This is a genomic window from Ramlibacter sp. GS1-15 (genome assembly GCF_057785015.1).
Genome location: NZ_JBYNTU010000001.1, coordinates 2,767,106 through 2,782,173, shown reverse-complemented (window position 1 = coordinate 2,782,173; position 15,068 = coordinate 2,767,106). Strand labels below are relative to the sequence as shown.

Genomic DNA, 15,068 nt, shown 5'->3' with positions numbered 1-15,068 from the left:
GAATGCCTCGATGATCTCCCGCGAACCCACCCTCGAGCGGCTGGCCACGGCCCAGCGGCTGCTGCTGGATCCCTTCGGCCTCAATGAAACCCACCTGGCGCGCGCGCTGGCGGAAATCACGACCCACGCCGTGGACGATGCCGACCTGTACTTCCAGTACACGCGCAGCGAGGGCTGGAGCCTGGAAGAGGGCATCGTCAAGACCGGCAGCTTCAGCATCGACCAGGGCGTGGGCGTTCGTGCGATCTCCGGCGAGAAGACGGCCTTCGCCTACTCGGACGACATCTCGGAAGCCTCGCTGCTCGATGCGGCGCGCACGGTGCGCAGCATCGCGGCCGCGGGCGGCGATGGCCGCGCGCGCGTCGGCGAAAAGAAGATCGCCGGCGGCCGCTCGCTCTACCACGGGCTGGACCCGATCGCGACGCTGGACAGCACGGCCAAGGTGCAATTGCTCGAGCGCGCCGAGAAGAAGGCCCGCGCCAAGGACCCGCGCGTCGTGCAGGTGATGGCGGGCCTGGCCAGCGAATACGACGTGGTGATGGTCGCGCGGGCGGACGGGACGCTCGCCGCGGACGTGCGGCCGCTGGTGCGGCTGTCGGTCACCGTGATCGCGGAGGAGGGCGGCCGCCGCGAGGTCGGCACCGGCGGCGGTGGCGGGCGTTTCGGGCTGGCGTACTTCGACGAGGCGCGCATCGACGAGTACGTGAACGACGCCGTGAACGCGGCGCTGACGAACCTCGAGTCGCGTCCCGCCCCGGCGGGCGAGATGACCGTGGTGCTCGGGCCGGGCTGGCCCGGCATCCTGTTGCACGAGGCCATCGGCCATGGCCTGGAAGGCGACTTCAACCGCAAGGGCTCGAGCGCGTTCTCCGGCCGCATCGGCAAGCGCGTGGCGGCCAAGGGCGTCACGGTGCTCGACGACGGCACGATCAGCGACCGGCGCGGGTCACTGAACGTCGACGACGAAGGGAACGCCACGCAGCGCACCGTGCTGATCGAGGACGGCATCCTGCGCGGCTACATGCAGGATTCGCTCAACGCGCGGCTCATGGGCGTGGCGCCCACGGGCAACGGCCGGCGCGAAAGCTATGCGCACATCCCGATGCCGCGCATGACGAACACCTACATGCTCGGCGGGGACAAGTCGCCACAGGAAATCGTCGCGAGCATCAAGAAGGGCCTGTACGCCACCAACTTCGGCGGCGGCCAGGTCGACATCACGTCGGGCAAGTTCGTGTTCTCGGCAAGCGAGGCGTACTGGGTCGAGGACGGCAAGATCCAGTATCCGGTGAAGGGGGCGACCATCGTGGGCAACGGGCCGGACGCGCTCACGCGCGTGACGATGATCGGCAACGACATGCAGCTCGATTCCGGCGTGGGCACCTGCGGCAAGGAAGGGCAGAGCGTGCCGGTGGGGGTGGGACAGCCCACGCTGCGCATCGACGGGCTGACGGTGGGCGGGACGGCCTGACACGCAAGCCATGAACCGGGAAACGAGGCCCAACTCGCGCCTGCGCATCGATCCCGTCACCAACCTGCCGAGCATCAACTCGTTCGGCGAGCTCTCGAATTTCCTGCGCAGTGCCGTTGCCGACGAGGACAGCCGGCTGCTGTCCGAAAGCATGGCGCAGGTGTCCGTGCCCATCGAGGCGATCATCGCGGCGCTGCGCGTCAACCGCATTCGAGCCGGCATTGCACCGATGCTGGTGGACCTGCTCACGGCCCTGCGCGGGCACCGCAACCTCGTCGTCAACCTCGGCCTGCCCTGGCGCGGGCTGTACGAATACGCCTCTTACCTGCAGGCGCTGAACAACTTCCGTGTCCTGATCGGGCAATGGCTGCTGGCCGGCGGCCCCAGCAGCACGGAGCTGCTGCTCACCGCGGAGGATTTCGAACTGGTCGCGTGGCGCACGCTCGGCGAAGGCATGCTGATGATCGACATGTACGAGCAGTGGCTGGCGAGCGAGCAGGACGCGTCCACGCTCGGCTCGCTGGACAAGCCCCGGGTCGAACGCGCCATTCAGTGGTGGAAGAAGCTGCGCCTCTAGGAACCGCAATGCTTTGTGCTACATTGCATCCCATGCACACGCGCTTCGCGTTTTTCTTTGGCTATTTTTGGTATCTCCTGTCCGCCGGCGGAAGAGAGAACTGAACGCACCCGAAGACAAGCGCGCAGACACTCGAAAAACCGCCGGAACCCCCGGCGGTTTTTTATTGCCCGAAACACTTTCACCTCGAGGAGCCCCACCGATGAACCCCAAACCCGCCGATCACGATGCCTGGCATGCCCATCCCGTCGACAAGACCAGCGCCACCGACGACCAGCGCATCAAGGACATCACCGTGCTGCCGCCGCCCGAGCATCTGATCCGCTTCTTCCCGATCCGCGGCACGGCCGTGGAGCGCCTGATCAGCGACACGCGGCGCGCCATCCACAACATCATGGCGGGCGAGGACGACCGGCTGCTGGTGGTGATCGGGCCGTGTTCGATCCACGACCCCGCCGCGGCGCTCGATTACGCGCGGCGCCTCAAGGAGGTGCGCAGCCGCTACGCGGGCACGCTCGAGATCGTCATGCGCGTGTATTTCGAGAAGCCGCGCACGACGGTGGGGTGGAAGGGCCTGATCAACGACCCGTACCTCGACGAGAGCTTCCGCATCGACGAAGGCCTGCGCATCGCGCGCCAGCTCCTGATCGAGATCAACCGGCTCGGCCTGCCGGCCGGCAGCGAGTTCCTCGACGTGATCTCGCCCCAGTACATCGGTGACCTGATCGCTTGGGGCGCCATCGGCGCGCGCACGACCGAAAGCCAGGTGCACCGCGAACTCGCCTCGGGCCTGTCGGCGCCGATCGGCTTCAAGAACGGGACCGACGGCAACATCCGGATCGCCACCGACGCGATCCAGGCGGCCGCGCGCGGCCACCACTTCCTGTCCGTCCACAAGAACGGCCAGGTGGCGATCGTGCAGACCAACGGCAACCGCGACTGCCACGTGATCCTGCGCGGCGGCAAGGCGCCGAACTACGACGCGGCGAGCGTCGCGGCCGCGGTGAAGGACCTGCAGGCCGCCAAGCTGCCGCCGGTGCTGATGGTCGATTGCAGCCACGCGAACAGCAGCAAGCAGCACGAGAAGCAACTCGACGTGGCGCGCGACGTCGCGGGCCAGATCGCGGGCGGCTCGCGCTCGGTCTTCGGCGTGATGATCGAAAGCCACCTGCATGCCGGTGCGCAGAAGTTCACGCCCGGCAAGGACGACCCGAAGGCGCTCGAGTACGGCAAGAGCATCACGGATGCCTGCCTGGGCTGGGATGATTCGCTGCGCGCGCTGGAGGTCCTGTCGGACGCCGTGAAGCGCCGCCGCGGCTAGGCGCGCGCGGCCAGCGCCGCGAGCAGCTTGGCGTGAATGCCGCCGAAGCCGCCGTTGCTCATGCAAAGCACCTGGTCGCCGGGGCGCGCGGCCTCGACCACGAGCTGCACGAGCTTGTCGATGCTGTCGGCCACTCGCGCCCTCGCGCCCATCGGGGCGAGCGCTTCGGCCGCATCCCAGTCGAGCCCGCCCGAATGGCAGAACGCGAGGTCCGCCTGCTCCAGGCTCCAGGGCAGCTGCGATTTCATCGCGCCGAGTTTCATCGTGTTGCTGCGCGGCTCGAACACGGCAAGGATGCGCGCCTTGCCGACCTTGCGCCGCAGGCCGTCGACCGTGGTGCGGATGGCCGTGGGGTGATGCGCGAAATCGTCGTACACGGTGATGCCCGCCACCTCGCCCCGCACTTCCATCCGGCGCTTGACGCTCCGGAACTGCGCCAGTGCGGCGGCGGACGCTTGCGGTGACACGCCGACATGCTCGGCGGCGGCGATCGCCGCCAGCGCATTGAGCTGGTTGTGCACGCCGGTCATGTCCCATTGCACGCGTGCCGCCTCCTTGCCGCGCAGCATCACGCGGAAATCGTGCGGCTCGCCCTCGGCCGTGAAGTCGTCGGTGGTGGCGCCGAAACTGCGTACTTCGCTCCAGCATCCCATGTGCAGCACGCGCGCGAGGCTTTCCTCCAGCCCGTTGGCGACGACGCGCCCCTTGGACGGCACGGTGCGCACGAGGTGATGGAACTGGCGCTCGATCGCCGCGAGGTCGTCGAAGATGTCGGCGTGGTCGAACTCGAGGTTGTTCAGCACGGCGGTGCGGGGCCGGTAGTGCACGAACTTGCTGCGCTTGTCGAAGAAGGCGGTGTCGTATTCGTCGGCCTCGATGACGAAGTGCGCGCCTTGCCCGAGCCGCGCCGAGATGCCGAAGTTGCTCGGTACGCCGCCGACCAGGAAACCCGGTTTCAGGCCCGCGTGCTCGAGGATCCACGCGAGCATCGACGTGGTGGTCGTCTTGCCGTGCGTGCCGGCGACCGCCAGCACATGGCGTCCCTGCAGCACGTTCTCCGACAGCCACTGCGGGCCGCTCGTGTACGCGAGCCCCTCGTCCAGGATCGCTTCCATCAACGGGTAGCGCGGCGTGCCGTCGGCCTGGCGCGCGCGTGAGACGACGTTGCCGATCACCCAGGCGTCCGGTTTCAGGGAGAGCTGGTCGGCTCCGTAACCTTCGATCAGTTCGATGCCGAGCGCGCGCAGCTGGTCGCTCATCGGCGGGTAGACACCGGCGTCGCAACCCGTAACTTTGTGCCCGGCCTCGCGGGCGAGCGCGGCCACGCCTCCCATGAAGGTGCCGCAGATGCCGAGAATGTGGATGTGCATCCGCCGATTATCGGCGGCAGCCCCCGCTCACTTCGGGAAGCGCTCGCGCAGTTTCACTTTCCAGAACTTGCCGGTCGAGGTGCGCGGGATCGCGTCGATGAACTCGTAGCGTTCGGGCAGCTGCCACTTGGCGAAGCCGTGCGCGAGCAGGTGGGCATCGAACTGCTTCGTGTCCGCGTCCTTGCCGGGTTTCAGCACCACGCAAGCCAAGGGCCGCTCGCTCCATTTCTCGTCGGGGATGGCGATCACGGCTGCTTCGGCGACGGCAGGGTGAGCCATCAGCGCATTCTCCAGGTCCACCGAACTGATCCACTCGCCGCCGGACTTGATCAGGTCCTTGGTGCGGTCGGTGATGCGCACGAAGCCGAGCGGATCGACCGACGCGACGTCGCCCGTGCGCAGCCAGCCGTCGTCGCTGAACTTGTCGCGCGCGACGGGCACCTCGTGGTACGAGCCGGTGATGAAAGGTCCGCGCACCTGGATCTCGCCGACGCTCTTGCCGTCCCACGCCTGTTCGCCCGCGTCGCCCCATACGCGCAGGTCCACCAGGGGCACGGGCACGCCGGCCATCGCGGCGCGGCGGTATTTCTCGTCGGCGCTCGCATCGCGCAATTCCGCACGCGGGTAGGAGATCGTGCAGACCGGCGAGGTCTCCGTCATGCCCCAGCCCTGCATGATCCAGATGCCGTGCTTGTCGAAGGCGCGGATCAGCGCTTCGGGCACCGCCGCGCCGCCGACCAGCGAGCGCATGCCTTTGGGCAGTTTCCAGCGTCCGTGGTTGGGCGAGCCCTCGGCCTGGGCGGCATCGTAGGTCTGGATCAGCGTGAGCCAGATGGTGGGCATGCCCAGCGCCAGCGTCGGCGGCTCGAGCTGCATCAGGTCCAGGACGTCGTCGGGATGCAGGTGCGGGCCGGGGAACACCAGTTTCACGCCCAGGTTCACTGCGCCGTACGGGATGCCCCAGCTGTTCGCGTGGAACATCGGCGTGACCGGCAGGACCACGTCGGTGCCGCGCAGGCCCCAGAAATCCGCGAGGCTCGCCACCAGTGTGTGCAGGACCGTGGAGCGGTGCGAGTACACGACGCCCTTGGGCCGGCCGGTCGTGCCCGACGTGTAGCACATCGCCACAGGGTCGTTCTCGTCGTGCGGCGCGTATTCGAAACTGTCCGGGTCGGCGCTCGCGAGCAGGGCTTCGTAGTCCTCCAGGTCCGCCGGCACAGGACCGCCGGAGAACGGGAACACGATCACGCGCTCGAAGCGGTGCAGGTGCGCCAACTGCTTGTACAGGGGCAGCAGCACGTCGTCGACCACGAGGAAGCGGTCGTTCGCGTTGCCCGCGATCCAGCCGATCTCGTCAGGCGAGAGCCGCAGGTTCAAGGTGTGCATCACGCCGCCGGCCGCCGGGATGCCGAAGTAGCACTCCAGGTGCGCGTGGTGGTTCCAGCACAGCGTCGCGACGCGATCCCCCTTCTTCAGGCCCAGCGATTGCAGGGCCGCCGCCCACGCCCGCGTTCGCCGGTAGAACTCGCCATAGGTGTGCCGGCGCAGGCTCTTGTCCGGCAGGCGCGAGACGATTTCGTTGCCGGCGAACAGCTTTCCCGCGCGCTCGAGCAGGTGGTTGAGCGACAGCGGCACATCCATCATCGTGGCCTTCATGGGCAGTCTCCTTTTCTCTTTCGAGCCACTGTAGGGGTCATGGCCATCCGCGGCAATGCAGAATGTCCTGCAATGGACGCGAAAACCGAGATCGCGCAGGCCGCTGCGCGGCTGGTCGTGGAAGAAGGGCTGGAGTGGGGCGCCGCCAAGCGGCGGGCCGTGAAGCAACTGGGCCTGCCGGCCCGCACGGCGCTGCCGGACAACGAGCTGGTCGAGGACGCGGTGCGCGAGTACATCTCGATCTTCTGTGCGGATACCCAGCCTCGCGAACTCGCCGCGTTGCGAAAGCTGGCGCTGGTGTGGATGGACCGGCTGGCGCAGTTCCGGCCCTACCTGGGCGGTGCGGTCTGGCACGGCACGGCCACGCACCTGTCGGACATCTATATCCAGCTCTTCTGTGACGATCCCAAGTCGGCCGAACTGGCGCTGATCGACAACAACGTGGACTACGAGGCGCGCATCGTGACCGGCTTCAACGGCGAGCCGGTCGAGGCCTTGAGCTTGTCGAGTGTGAGCCGCGACCTGGGCGAAGTGATCGGCGTGCATCTCCTCATTTATGACCATGACGATGTGCGCGGCGCCCTGAAGCCGGACTCGCGCGGCCGTCCGCCCCGGGGCGACGCGGCCGCTGTCCGCGCATTGGTGGAGAATGCGCAACCATGACGACGGATGCGATCCCTTCCCCTGCCGACGCTCGCCGCCGCACGCTCCTGCTGGCGGGCATCGGGGCAGCCGCCGCGGTTGCAGGCGGGGCAGTGGCGATCTGGCAGTTCAAGGGCGGCGAGGGCCCGGGCCGCGTCGATCCGTCGCTGTGGGCCGCCAGCTTCGACGCTCCCGCAGGTGGCCCGATCGCGATGCAAGCCTTCCGTGGCAAGCCGCTGGTGCTGAATTTCTGGGCCACCTGGTGTCCGCCCTGCGTGGAAGAGATGCCTCTTCTGGACGCGTTCTGGCGGCAAAACGCAGGCAAAAACCTGCAAGTCGTCGGTCTGGCCATCGACCAGCCAAGCGCGGTGCGGGCTTTCCTGCAGCGCACGCCTGTCGGCTATCCGATCGGGCTTGCCGGATTGGGCGGTACGGAACTGACGAAGGCCCTCGGCAATGAAAGCGGCGGCCTTCCCTTTACGGTCGCTATCGGCGCGGGAGGCGACATCGTCCAGCGTAGAATAGGTCGCGTTGTCCCGGCTGACCTGACGCGCTGGGCGCAGCTGGCCAACTAGTTTGCAGGCTGGTGGCTGTCAAGCCCAGCCGTAAAAATAAGTGAAAAAAGCGGGCAGAAACGAAAAGTAAGCGGATTTTGCTGTAAATTCGCGTTCCTTTCGTAGCTTAGCGGGTTGGGACCATGGACCTCAGGAAACTCAAGACACTGATCGATCTCGTGTCGGAGTCGAACGTGTCGGAGCTGGAGATCACCGAGGCCGAGGGCAAGGTCCGCATCGTCAAGGGTGGGGGCGTCGTCCAGCAGGTGGCGGTGCCGATGGCCGCTCCGGCCGCGAACGCACCCGTTGCCGCGGCGCCGGCCCTGGCCGCCGCTCCGGTGCCCGCCGCGCCCGCCGCGCCGACGGGCCACATGGTGAAGTCGCCGATGGTCGGCACCTTCTACCGTTCCGCCAGCCCCGGGGCCAAGCCCTTCGTGGAAGTCGGCTCGCAGGTGAAGGAAGGCGACACGATCTGCATCATCGAGGCGATGAAGATCCTCAACGAGATCGAGGCCGACAAGGCCGGCACCGTCACCCAGATCCTCGTGGAGAACGGCCAGGCCGTGGAGTACGGGCAGCCCCTCTTCGTCATCGAATAAGCGGGCTCCATGTTCAAGAAGATCCTGGTCGCCAATCGCGGCGAAATCGCCCTGCGGATTCAGCGCGCCTGCCGCGAGCTTGGCATCCGCGCGGTGATGGTCTATTCCGAGGCCGACCGCGAAGCGAAATACGTGAAGCTGGCGGAAGAGGCCGTGTGCATCGGCCCCGCGCCGTCGCCGCAAAGCTATCTCAACATGCCGGCGATCATTTCGGCGGCGGAAGTGACGGACGCGGAAGCGATCCACCCGGGCTACGGCTTCCTGTCGGAAAACGCGGACTTCGCCGAGCGCGTCGAGAAGAGCGGTTTCCAGTTCATCGGCCCCACGCCCGAGTCGATCCGCATCATGGGCGACAAGGTCTCGGCCAAGCAGGCGATGATCAAGGCGGGCGTGCCTTGCGTGCCGGGCTCCGAAGGCGAACTGCCCGACAGCCCGGTGGAAATCCGGCGCCTGGCCAAGGCCGTCGGTTATCCGGTGATCATCAAGGCCGCGGGCGGCGGCGGCGGGCGCGGCATGCGCGTCGTGCATACGGAAGCGGCGCTCGTCAACGCGGTGCAGATGACGAAGGCGGAGGCGCAGGCGGCCTTCGGCAATCCAGCCGTCTACATGGAGAAATTCCTCCAGAACCCGCGCCACATCGAGATCCAGATCCTCGCCGACAAGTACAAGAATGCCGTCTACCTGGGCGAGCGCGACTGCTCGATGCAGCGCCGCCACCAGAAGGTGATGGAGGAGGCGCCGGCGCCCGGCATCCCGCGCAAGCTCATCGAGAAAATCGGCGAGCGCTGCGTGGCCGCCTGCAAGCGCATCGGCTACCGCGGGGCCGGCACGTTCGAGTTCCTGTACGAGGACGGCGAGTTCTATTTCATCGAGATGAACACGCGGGTGCAGGTCGAGCACCCGGTCACGGAGCTGATCACCGGCATCGACATCGTGAAGACGCAGATCATGGTGGCCGCGGGCGAGAAGCTGCCGTTCACGCAGCGGGAGGTCCAGCTGCACGGCCATGCCATCGAGTGCCGGGTCAACGCCGAGGACCCGTACAAGTTCGTGCCCTCGCCGGGCCGGATCACGATGTGGCACGCGCCGGGCGGGCCGGGCGTGCGCGTCGATTCGCACGTGTACACGAACTACTTCGTGCCGCCGAACTACGACTCGATGATCGGCAAGATCATCGTGCACGGCGATTCGCGCGAGGAGGCCCTCGCGCGCATGCGCACGGCGCTGCTGGAGACGGTGGTCGAAGGCATCAACACCAACATACCGCTGCACCGCGAACTGCTGGTGGACGCGCGCTTCATGGAAGGCGGCACCAACATCCATTACCTCGAGGAGTGGCTCTCGCATCACAAGCGCTGAGCCCTGACCCTGATGTTCGAGCTGCGGCTGCTGTGCCCCGAAGAGCGGATCGAACCCGTGAGCGATGCGCTCGATGCCCTCGACGCACTGAGCGTTTCGGTCGAGGACGCCGACGCGCAGACCGATGCGGAACAAGCGCTCTTCGGCGAACCGGGCCTGCCGCCGCCCAAGGAAGGCTGGCAGCGCTCGCGCGTGCTGGCGCTCTTCGAAAAGGAAGAGGCGGCGCAGCACGCCGCGCTGGTCCTGCGGGCCCAGGACTTCTTCGAGGGCTGCGAGGTGCTGGGCGTGGACAGCGTGCCCGACCAGGACTGGGTGCGCCTGACGCAATCGCAGTTCGCGCCCGTCCCGATCACGGAAGAATTCTGGATCGTCCCGACCTGGCATGAGCCGCCCGCGCAGGCGAAGCAGGTGATCCGGCTCGATCCAGGGCTGGCGTTCGGCACCGGCACGCATCCGACCACGCGCATGTGCCTGCGCTGGATCGCGCAGCACCCGCCCGCGGGCCAGCGAGTGCTCGACTACGGCTGCGGCTCGGGCATCCTTGCGATCGGCGCGGCACGCTTCGGGGCTGGCGAAGTCGACGCGGTGGACATCGACCCGGCGGCGGTCGAATCGACGGTCGCCAATGCGCTGGCGAACGGCGTGCACCTCAATGCGGGCCTGCCGGACCGGGCGGCGGGCTCCTACGATCTCGTGCTCGCGAACATCCTCGCGATGCCGCTGAAGGTGCTCGCACCACTGCTCACGTCGCACGTCGCCGCCGGCGGCTCGCTGGTGCTCGCCGGCATCCTCGAGCGCCAGGCCGACGAGCTGAAGCAGGCTTATGCACCGTACCTGCGGCTGGAAATCGCCGATGCCGAAGAGGGCTGGATCCTCATGACCGCCCGCCGCTGACCGCCCGGGGCGGCTGGCTGCGGCTGTCTACAATCGTCCGCTGATGAGCCTGATCACGCGCTGCCCTGCCTGCGGGACGATGTTCAAGGTCGTCGCCGACCAGCTCAAGATTTCCGAGGGCTGGGTGCGCTGCGGCCATTGCGCGGAGATCTTCGACGCCACAGCGGACCTGCGCGAGGAATCGGCCGTCGAGCCCCCCGCCGCTCCCGCCGCACGCGCACCGATCGAGCCGGCTGCACGCGGCGCGCCCGCCGAGGCCGCACCTTCTTCCGAATTCGAATCCTCGTTGCACAGCGAAGTCGACGACAGCGTGCTCGACGGCACGCCCGACCCGCGCGAGATCGACGAGCAGGTGCAGGCGCTGCTGGAGCACCCGCTCGACCGGCCTTTCGAATTGCGGCGCGCCGACCCGGCCGGCGCGGAGTTCATCGGGCCCCACGGCCTGAGCCGACCCGCGCCGCTCGAGCGTGAGCCCGAGCTGCAGGACCTGTCCTTCGTGCGGCAGGCGCGGCGCAAGGAGTCCTGGGGCCGGCCGGCCGTGCGCGTCACGCTCGTGCTGCTGCTCGTGGTGCTTGCGGGTTTGCTGGCGGGCCAGGTCGCATTCCGCGATCGCGATCGCCTCGCCGTGTCGGCGCCGCGGCTGCGCCCGTGGCTCGTGCGGATGTGCGACGTCATGCGCTGCCGCCTGGGGCCGCCGCAGCAGATCGACGCGATCGCGATCGAGACGTCCTCGTTCAACAAGCTGCGCGGCGACACCTACCGCCTGAACGTCACACTCAGGAACATTGCGCCCAACGAGGTGGCGATGCCCGCGCTCGAACTCACGCTCACCGATTCGCAGGACCAGCCGGTCGTGCGCCGCGTGCTGCAGCCGGCCGAGATCGCCCCGGGCCGGCCGTCCCTGGCCACGGGCGACTGGGCCACGTCGGTCGCGGTGGCCGTCGATGGCGCCGCCGTGGCCAATCGCGTGGCGGGCTACCGGCTGCTTGCTTTTTACCCCTGAATCCTTCGAAAGACCTTCCATGTCGGCCTTGATCTGCGGCTCGCTCGCCTTCGACACCATCATGACCTTCCACGGCCGCTTCGCCGAGCAGATCCTGCCCGACCAGCTGCACATCCTGAACGTCTCCTTCCTCGTGCCGCAACTGCGGCGCGATTTCGGCGGCTGCGCGGGCAATATCGCCTACAGCCTGAAGCGCCTGGGCGGCACGCCGCTGCCGATGGCCACGGTGGGCAGCGACGGGCGCGACTACGTCGCACGCATCAAGGAATTGGGCATCAGCACCGAGTTCGTGCGCGAGGTCGAGGGCAGTTACACCGCGCAGGCAATGATCATGACCGACGTGGACAACAACCAGATCACCGCCTTCCACCCCGGCGCGATGACGCAGGCGCACGTCACGCGCGTCGAGGCCCGGCCGGACATCAAGCTCGGGATGATCTCGCCGGACGGACGCGACGCGATGCTGCAGCACGCGCAGCAGTTCAAGGCGGCGGGCATTCCGTTCGTGTTCGATCCGGGGCAGGGCCTGCCGATGTTCGACGGCCGCGAGCTCGCGCAGTTCGTCGACGCGGCGACCTGGGTCACGGTGAACGATTACGAAGGCAAGATGCTCTCGGAGCGCACGGGATGGTCCAGCGCCGAGATCTCGCGCCGCGTGCAGGGCCTGGTCGTCACGCTCGGGGCCGAAGGCTGCGAGATCTGGATCGGCGGGAAGAAGACCCACGTGCCGGGCGTGAAAGCGGCCGAGGTGGTCGACCCGACCGGCTGCGGCGACGCCTGGCGCGGGGCGCTGCTGTTCGGCCTGGAGCAGGGCTGGTCGCTGGCGCGCTGCGCCGAGCTGGGCAACCGCGTCGGCGCGGTGAAGATCGCCAGCCGCGGCCCGCAGAACTGGACGATCTGACTCAGCCCCTGGCCAGGGTCACGCCGCCGTCGACGACGATCGTCTCGCCCACCACGTAGTCACCCGCGCGCGAGGCGAGATAGATCGCCGCGCCGGCCATGTCCTCGTCGCTGCCGATGCGGCCTGCGGGCACGTGCTGCGCCACCACGTCGCCGTGGTCGCGCGCCTCCTTGTTCATCTCGGATGCGAACGGGCCGGGGGCGATGCCGCTCACGACGATGTTGTCCTTGACGAGGCGCAGCGACATGCGGCGGGTGAGGTGGATCAGCCCCGCCTTGCTCGCGGTATAGGAATACGTTTCCCACTGGTTGACGGAGATGCCGTCGATCGACGCGATGTTGATCACCTTGGCCGGCCGGGACCGGGCCGCCTGTTTCAGCAGGCCGTGCAGCGCCTGCGTGAGGAAGAACGGCGCCTTCATGTTCAGGTCCACGACCTTGTCCCAGCCCTTCTCGGGAAAGGTGTCGAAGCTTTCGCCCCACGCGGCACCCGCGTTGTTGACCAGGATGTCGAGCGACTTCTCGCGCGCTGCATAAGCGGCGGCCAGGCCCCTCGCGCCCTCCACCGTGGAAACGTCGGCGGGCAGGGAGAAGCACGGGCCGAAAGCCGAGAGCTCCTTCGCCGCCGCATCGCACGCGTCCGCCTTGCGCGACGAGATGTACACCTTCGCGCCTTGCGCGAGGAAGCCCTTGGCGATCATGCGGCCGATGCCGCGCGAGCCGCCGGTGACGAGGGCCGTGCGGCCCTGGAGGGTGAAGAGGTCGGTCATGGGAAGTCCTTGCGTCGGTGATGCGCAAGGTTAGCGGCCCGCGGGCCGCTTCCCAATCACATGGATGACAGTGCGCCGTCGCGGGCTGCGCGGGACCCGCCGGCCGAGCGCGCGCGGCGCCGCTCCATGAAGGCGTGGATCTCGCCGACCACGCCCTTGCGGAAGGCCAGCACGCAGACCACGAAGATCGCGCCGATGATGACCGTGACCCACTCGCCGACCTTGTCGGCCAGCGTGTCCTGCAGCGCGATCACGATGCCGGCACCGATCACCGGGCCGAGGAAGGTGCCGACGCCGCCGAGCAGGTTCATCAGGATCACTTCGCCGGACATCTGCCAGGTCACGTCCGACAGCGTGGCGAAGCCCATCACCAGGCACTTGAGCGAGCCGGCCAGCCCGGCCAGCGCGGCGGACAACACGAAGGCCAGCAGCTTGTAGCGGTCCACCTGGTAGCCCAGCGAGATGGCACGCGGCTCGTTTTCCCGGACCATCTTCAGCACCTGGCCGAAGGGCGAGGTGACGATGCGCATGATGCCGAAGAAGCAGAGCACCACGACGGCAACGATCACGTAATAGAACGTGGTATCGCTCTCGAGCGGCAGCACGCCGAAGAGCTTGCCGCGCGGCACACCCTGCAGGCCGTCCTCGCCGCCGGTGAAGGAGGCCTGCAGGCAGATGAAGAACACCATCTGCGCCAGCGCGAGCGTGATCATCGCGAAGTAGATGCCCTGGCGGCGGATCGCCACCAGCCCGAACACCAAGCCGATCAGGGCCGCCACGGCGGTGCCGGCCAGCACCGCAAGCTCGGGCGTCCAGCCCTGCGACTTCACGCAATAGCCCGTGACATAGGCCGCGAAACCGAAGAACGCGGCGTGCCCGAACGAGAGCAGGCCCGTGAAGCCGAGCAGCAGGTTGAACGCGCAGGCGAAGAGGGCGAAGCACAGCAGCTTCATCACGAAGACCGGGTACAGCCCGATCAACGGCGCGGCCAGCAGCAGCGCGAGCAGCGCGGCATAGGTGATGCGGACGGAATTGCGCTGCATTTCAGGCTTCCTTGCCGAACAGGCCCGCGGGGCGCAGGATGAGCACGATCACCATCACGACGAAAACGACGACGTTGGAAGCCTCGGGGTAGAACACGCGAGTCAAGCCTTCGATCACGCCCAGCCCCAGGCCGGTGACGACCGAGCCGATGATCGAGCCCATGCCGCCGATCACCACCACCGCGAACACGACGATGATGAGGTTGGAGCCCATCAACGGCGTGACCTGGATGATGGGAGCTGCCAGCACACCGGCCATCGCGGCGAGCGCTGCACCCGCGCCGTACGTGAGCATGACCATCACCGGCACGTTGACGCCGAAGGCCTGGACCAGCCGCGCGTTTTCCGTGCCGGCGCGCAGGTAGGCGCCCAGGCGCGTGCGCTCGATCAGGAACCAGGTGCCGACGCAGACCACGATCGAGGCGAGCACCACGAACGCGCGGTAGTTCGGCAGGACCATGAAGCCGAGGTTGGTGGCGCCCGAGAGCAGCTCCGGCACCGGATAAGACTGGCCCGACGCGCCGAACTGGTAGCGGAACACGCCTTCCAGGATGAGCGCCAGGCCGAAGGTGAGCAGCAGGCCGTACAAGGGATCGAGCCCATACAGCCGCTTCAGGAAGGCCCGCTCGATCACCACGCCCAGCGCGCCGACGATGAGGGGAGACAGGACCAGCGCGAACCAGAAGTTCACGCCGAACTGGTCCAGCATGATCCACGCACCGAACGCGCCCAGCATGTAGAGCGCGCCGTGCGCGAAGTTCACGATGTCCAGCAGGCCGAAGATGACGGCCAGGCCCAGGCTCAGCATGGCATAGAACGCGCCGTTCACCAGCCCGAGCACCAGTTGCCCGAGGAAGGCTTGCAGCGGGATTCCGAAGATTTCCATGAAGGCCTGGTCCTTGCCGTGTC

At 67.7% G+C, this 15,068-nt stretch carries 15 protein-coding genes; 10 read left to right on the top strand and 5 right to left on the bottom strand.

All coding sequences use genetic code 11. From position 1 onward, the window contains the following. The first annotated feature begins 10 nt into the window (after positions 1-10). From tldD to AC3EF3_RS13895, 3 genes are all read left to right on the top strand, one after another. Positions 11-1,471: a metalloprotease TldD gene (gene tldD / locus AC3EF3_RS13905; RefSeq protein ID WP_488532742.1), complete on the top strand. Its 1,461-nt coding sequence runs from the start codon at positions 11-13 to the stop codon at positions 1,469-1,471. A gap of 10 nt (positions 1,472-1,481) precedes the next feature. Next, entirely contained in the window at positions 1,482-2,048 is a 567-nt protein-coding gene (locus AC3EF3_RS13900) for a hypothetical protein (protein ID WP_488532741.1), read from the top strand. Between the two features lie 202 nt (positions 2,049-2,250). Beyond that, the gene (locus AC3EF3_RS13895) at positions 2,251-3,369 is read left to right on the top strand and encodes a 3-deoxy-7-phosphoheptulonate synthase (protein WP_488532740.1); all 1,119 of its coding nucleotides are present in this window, start codon (positions 2,251-2,253) and stop codon (positions 3,367-3,369) included. Here the strand turns inward: AC3EF3_RS13895 and mpl are convergent. Both mpl and AC3EF3_RS13885 read right to left on the bottom strand, forming a co-directional pair. Then, on the bottom strand, positions 3,366-4,739 hold the full coding sequence (mpl, locus tag AC3EF3_RS13890; RefSeq protein WP_488532739.1) for a UDP-N-acetylmuramate:L-alanyl-gamma-D-glutamyl-meso-diaminopimelate ligase: 1,374 nt from the start codon (positions 4,737-4,739) through the stop codon (positions 3,366-3,368). The genes AC3EF3_RS13895 and mpl overlap by 4 nt on opposite strands. Before the next feature lie 27 nt (positions 4,740-4,766). Continuing rightward, the gene (locus tag AC3EF3_RS13885) at positions 4,767-6,395 is read right to left on the bottom strand and encodes a long-chain fatty acid--CoA ligase (RefSeq protein WP_488532738.1); all 1,629 of its coding nucleotides are present in this window, start codon (positions 6,393-6,395) and stop codon (positions 4,767-4,769) included. A 72-nt stretch (positions 6,396-6,467) separates the two neighbouring features. Here AC3EF3_RS13885 and AC3EF3_RS13880 point away from each other — a divergent pair, with 72 nt between their 5' ends. The 7 genes from AC3EF3_RS13880 to AC3EF3_RS13850 all read left to right on the top strand — a co-directional run bounded on the left by AC3EF3_RS13880 (position 6,468) and on the right by AC3EF3_RS13850 (position 12,347). Further along, a complete protein-coding gene (locus AC3EF3_RS13880; protein WP_488532737.1) occupies positions 6,468-7,058 on the top strand; it encodes a hypothetical protein in 591 nt (196 codons plus the stop codon). Beyond that, on the top strand, positions 7,055-7,612 hold the full coding sequence (locus AC3EF3_RS13875; protein WP_488532736.1) for a TlpA disulfide reductase family protein: 558 nt from the start codon (positions 7,055-7,057) through the stop codon (positions 7,610-7,612). Before AC3EF3_RS13880 ends, AC3EF3_RS13875 begins: the two co-directional genes overlap by 4 nt. Before the next feature lie 122 nt (positions 7,613-7,734). Then, on the top strand, positions 7,735-8,190 hold the full coding sequence (gene accB, locus AC3EF3_RS13870) for an acetyl-CoA carboxylase biotin carboxyl carrier protein (protein ID WP_488532735.1): 456 nt from the start codon (positions 7,735-7,737) through the stop codon (positions 8,188-8,190). 9 nt (positions 8,191-8,199) lie between these two features. Then, complete coding sequence (gene accC / locus AC3EF3_RS13865) at positions 8,200-9,549, top strand: acetyl-CoA carboxylase biotin carboxylase subunit (protein ID WP_488532734.1); 1,350 nt, start codon at positions 8,200-8,202, stop codon at positions 9,547-9,549. Positions 9,550-9,561: 12 nt separating this feature from the next. Further along, positions 9,562-10,443, top strand: a complete 882-nt coding sequence (gene prmA / locus AC3EF3_RS13860; RefSeq protein WP_488532733.1) for a 50S ribosomal protein L11 methyltransferase — start codon at positions 9,562-9,564, stop codon at positions 10,441-10,443. 43 nt (positions 10,444-10,486) lie between these two features. After that, entirely contained in the window at positions 10,487-11,446 is a 960-nt protein-coding gene (locus AC3EF3_RS13855; RefSeq protein WP_488532732.1) for a DUF3426 domain-containing protein, read from the top strand. A gap of 19 nt (positions 11,447-11,465) precedes the next feature. Then, complete coding sequence (locus tag AC3EF3_RS13850; RefSeq protein WP_488532731.1) at positions 11,466-12,347, top strand: carbohydrate kinase family protein; 882 nt, start codon at positions 11,466-11,468, stop codon at positions 12,345-12,347. 1 nt (position 12,348) lies between these two features. Here the strand turns inward: AC3EF3_RS13850 and AC3EF3_RS13845 are convergent, their stop codons facing one another. Genes AC3EF3_RS13845 through AC3EF3_RS13835 form a run of 3 tightly spaced genes read right to left on the bottom strand, consistent with a single transcriptional unit; the run spans position 12,349 to position 15,045 of the window. Continuing rightward, a complete protein-coding gene (locus AC3EF3_RS13845) occupies positions 12,349-13,116 on the bottom strand; it encodes an SDR family oxidoreductase (protein WP_488532730.1) in 768 nt (255 codons plus the stop codon). Between the two features lie 56 nt (positions 13,117-13,172). After that, entirely contained in the window at positions 13,173-14,159 is a 987-nt protein-coding gene (locus tag AC3EF3_RS13840) for a branched-chain amino acid ABC transporter permease (RefSeq protein ID WP_488532729.1), read from the bottom strand. A gap of 1 nt (position 14,160) precedes the next feature. After that, on the bottom strand, positions 14,161-15,045 hold the full coding sequence (locus AC3EF3_RS13835) for a branched-chain amino acid ABC transporter permease (RefSeq protein ID WP_488532728.1): 885 nt from the start codon (positions 15,043-15,045) through the stop codon (positions 14,161-14,163). Positions 15,046-15,068: the final 23 nt, after the last annotated feature.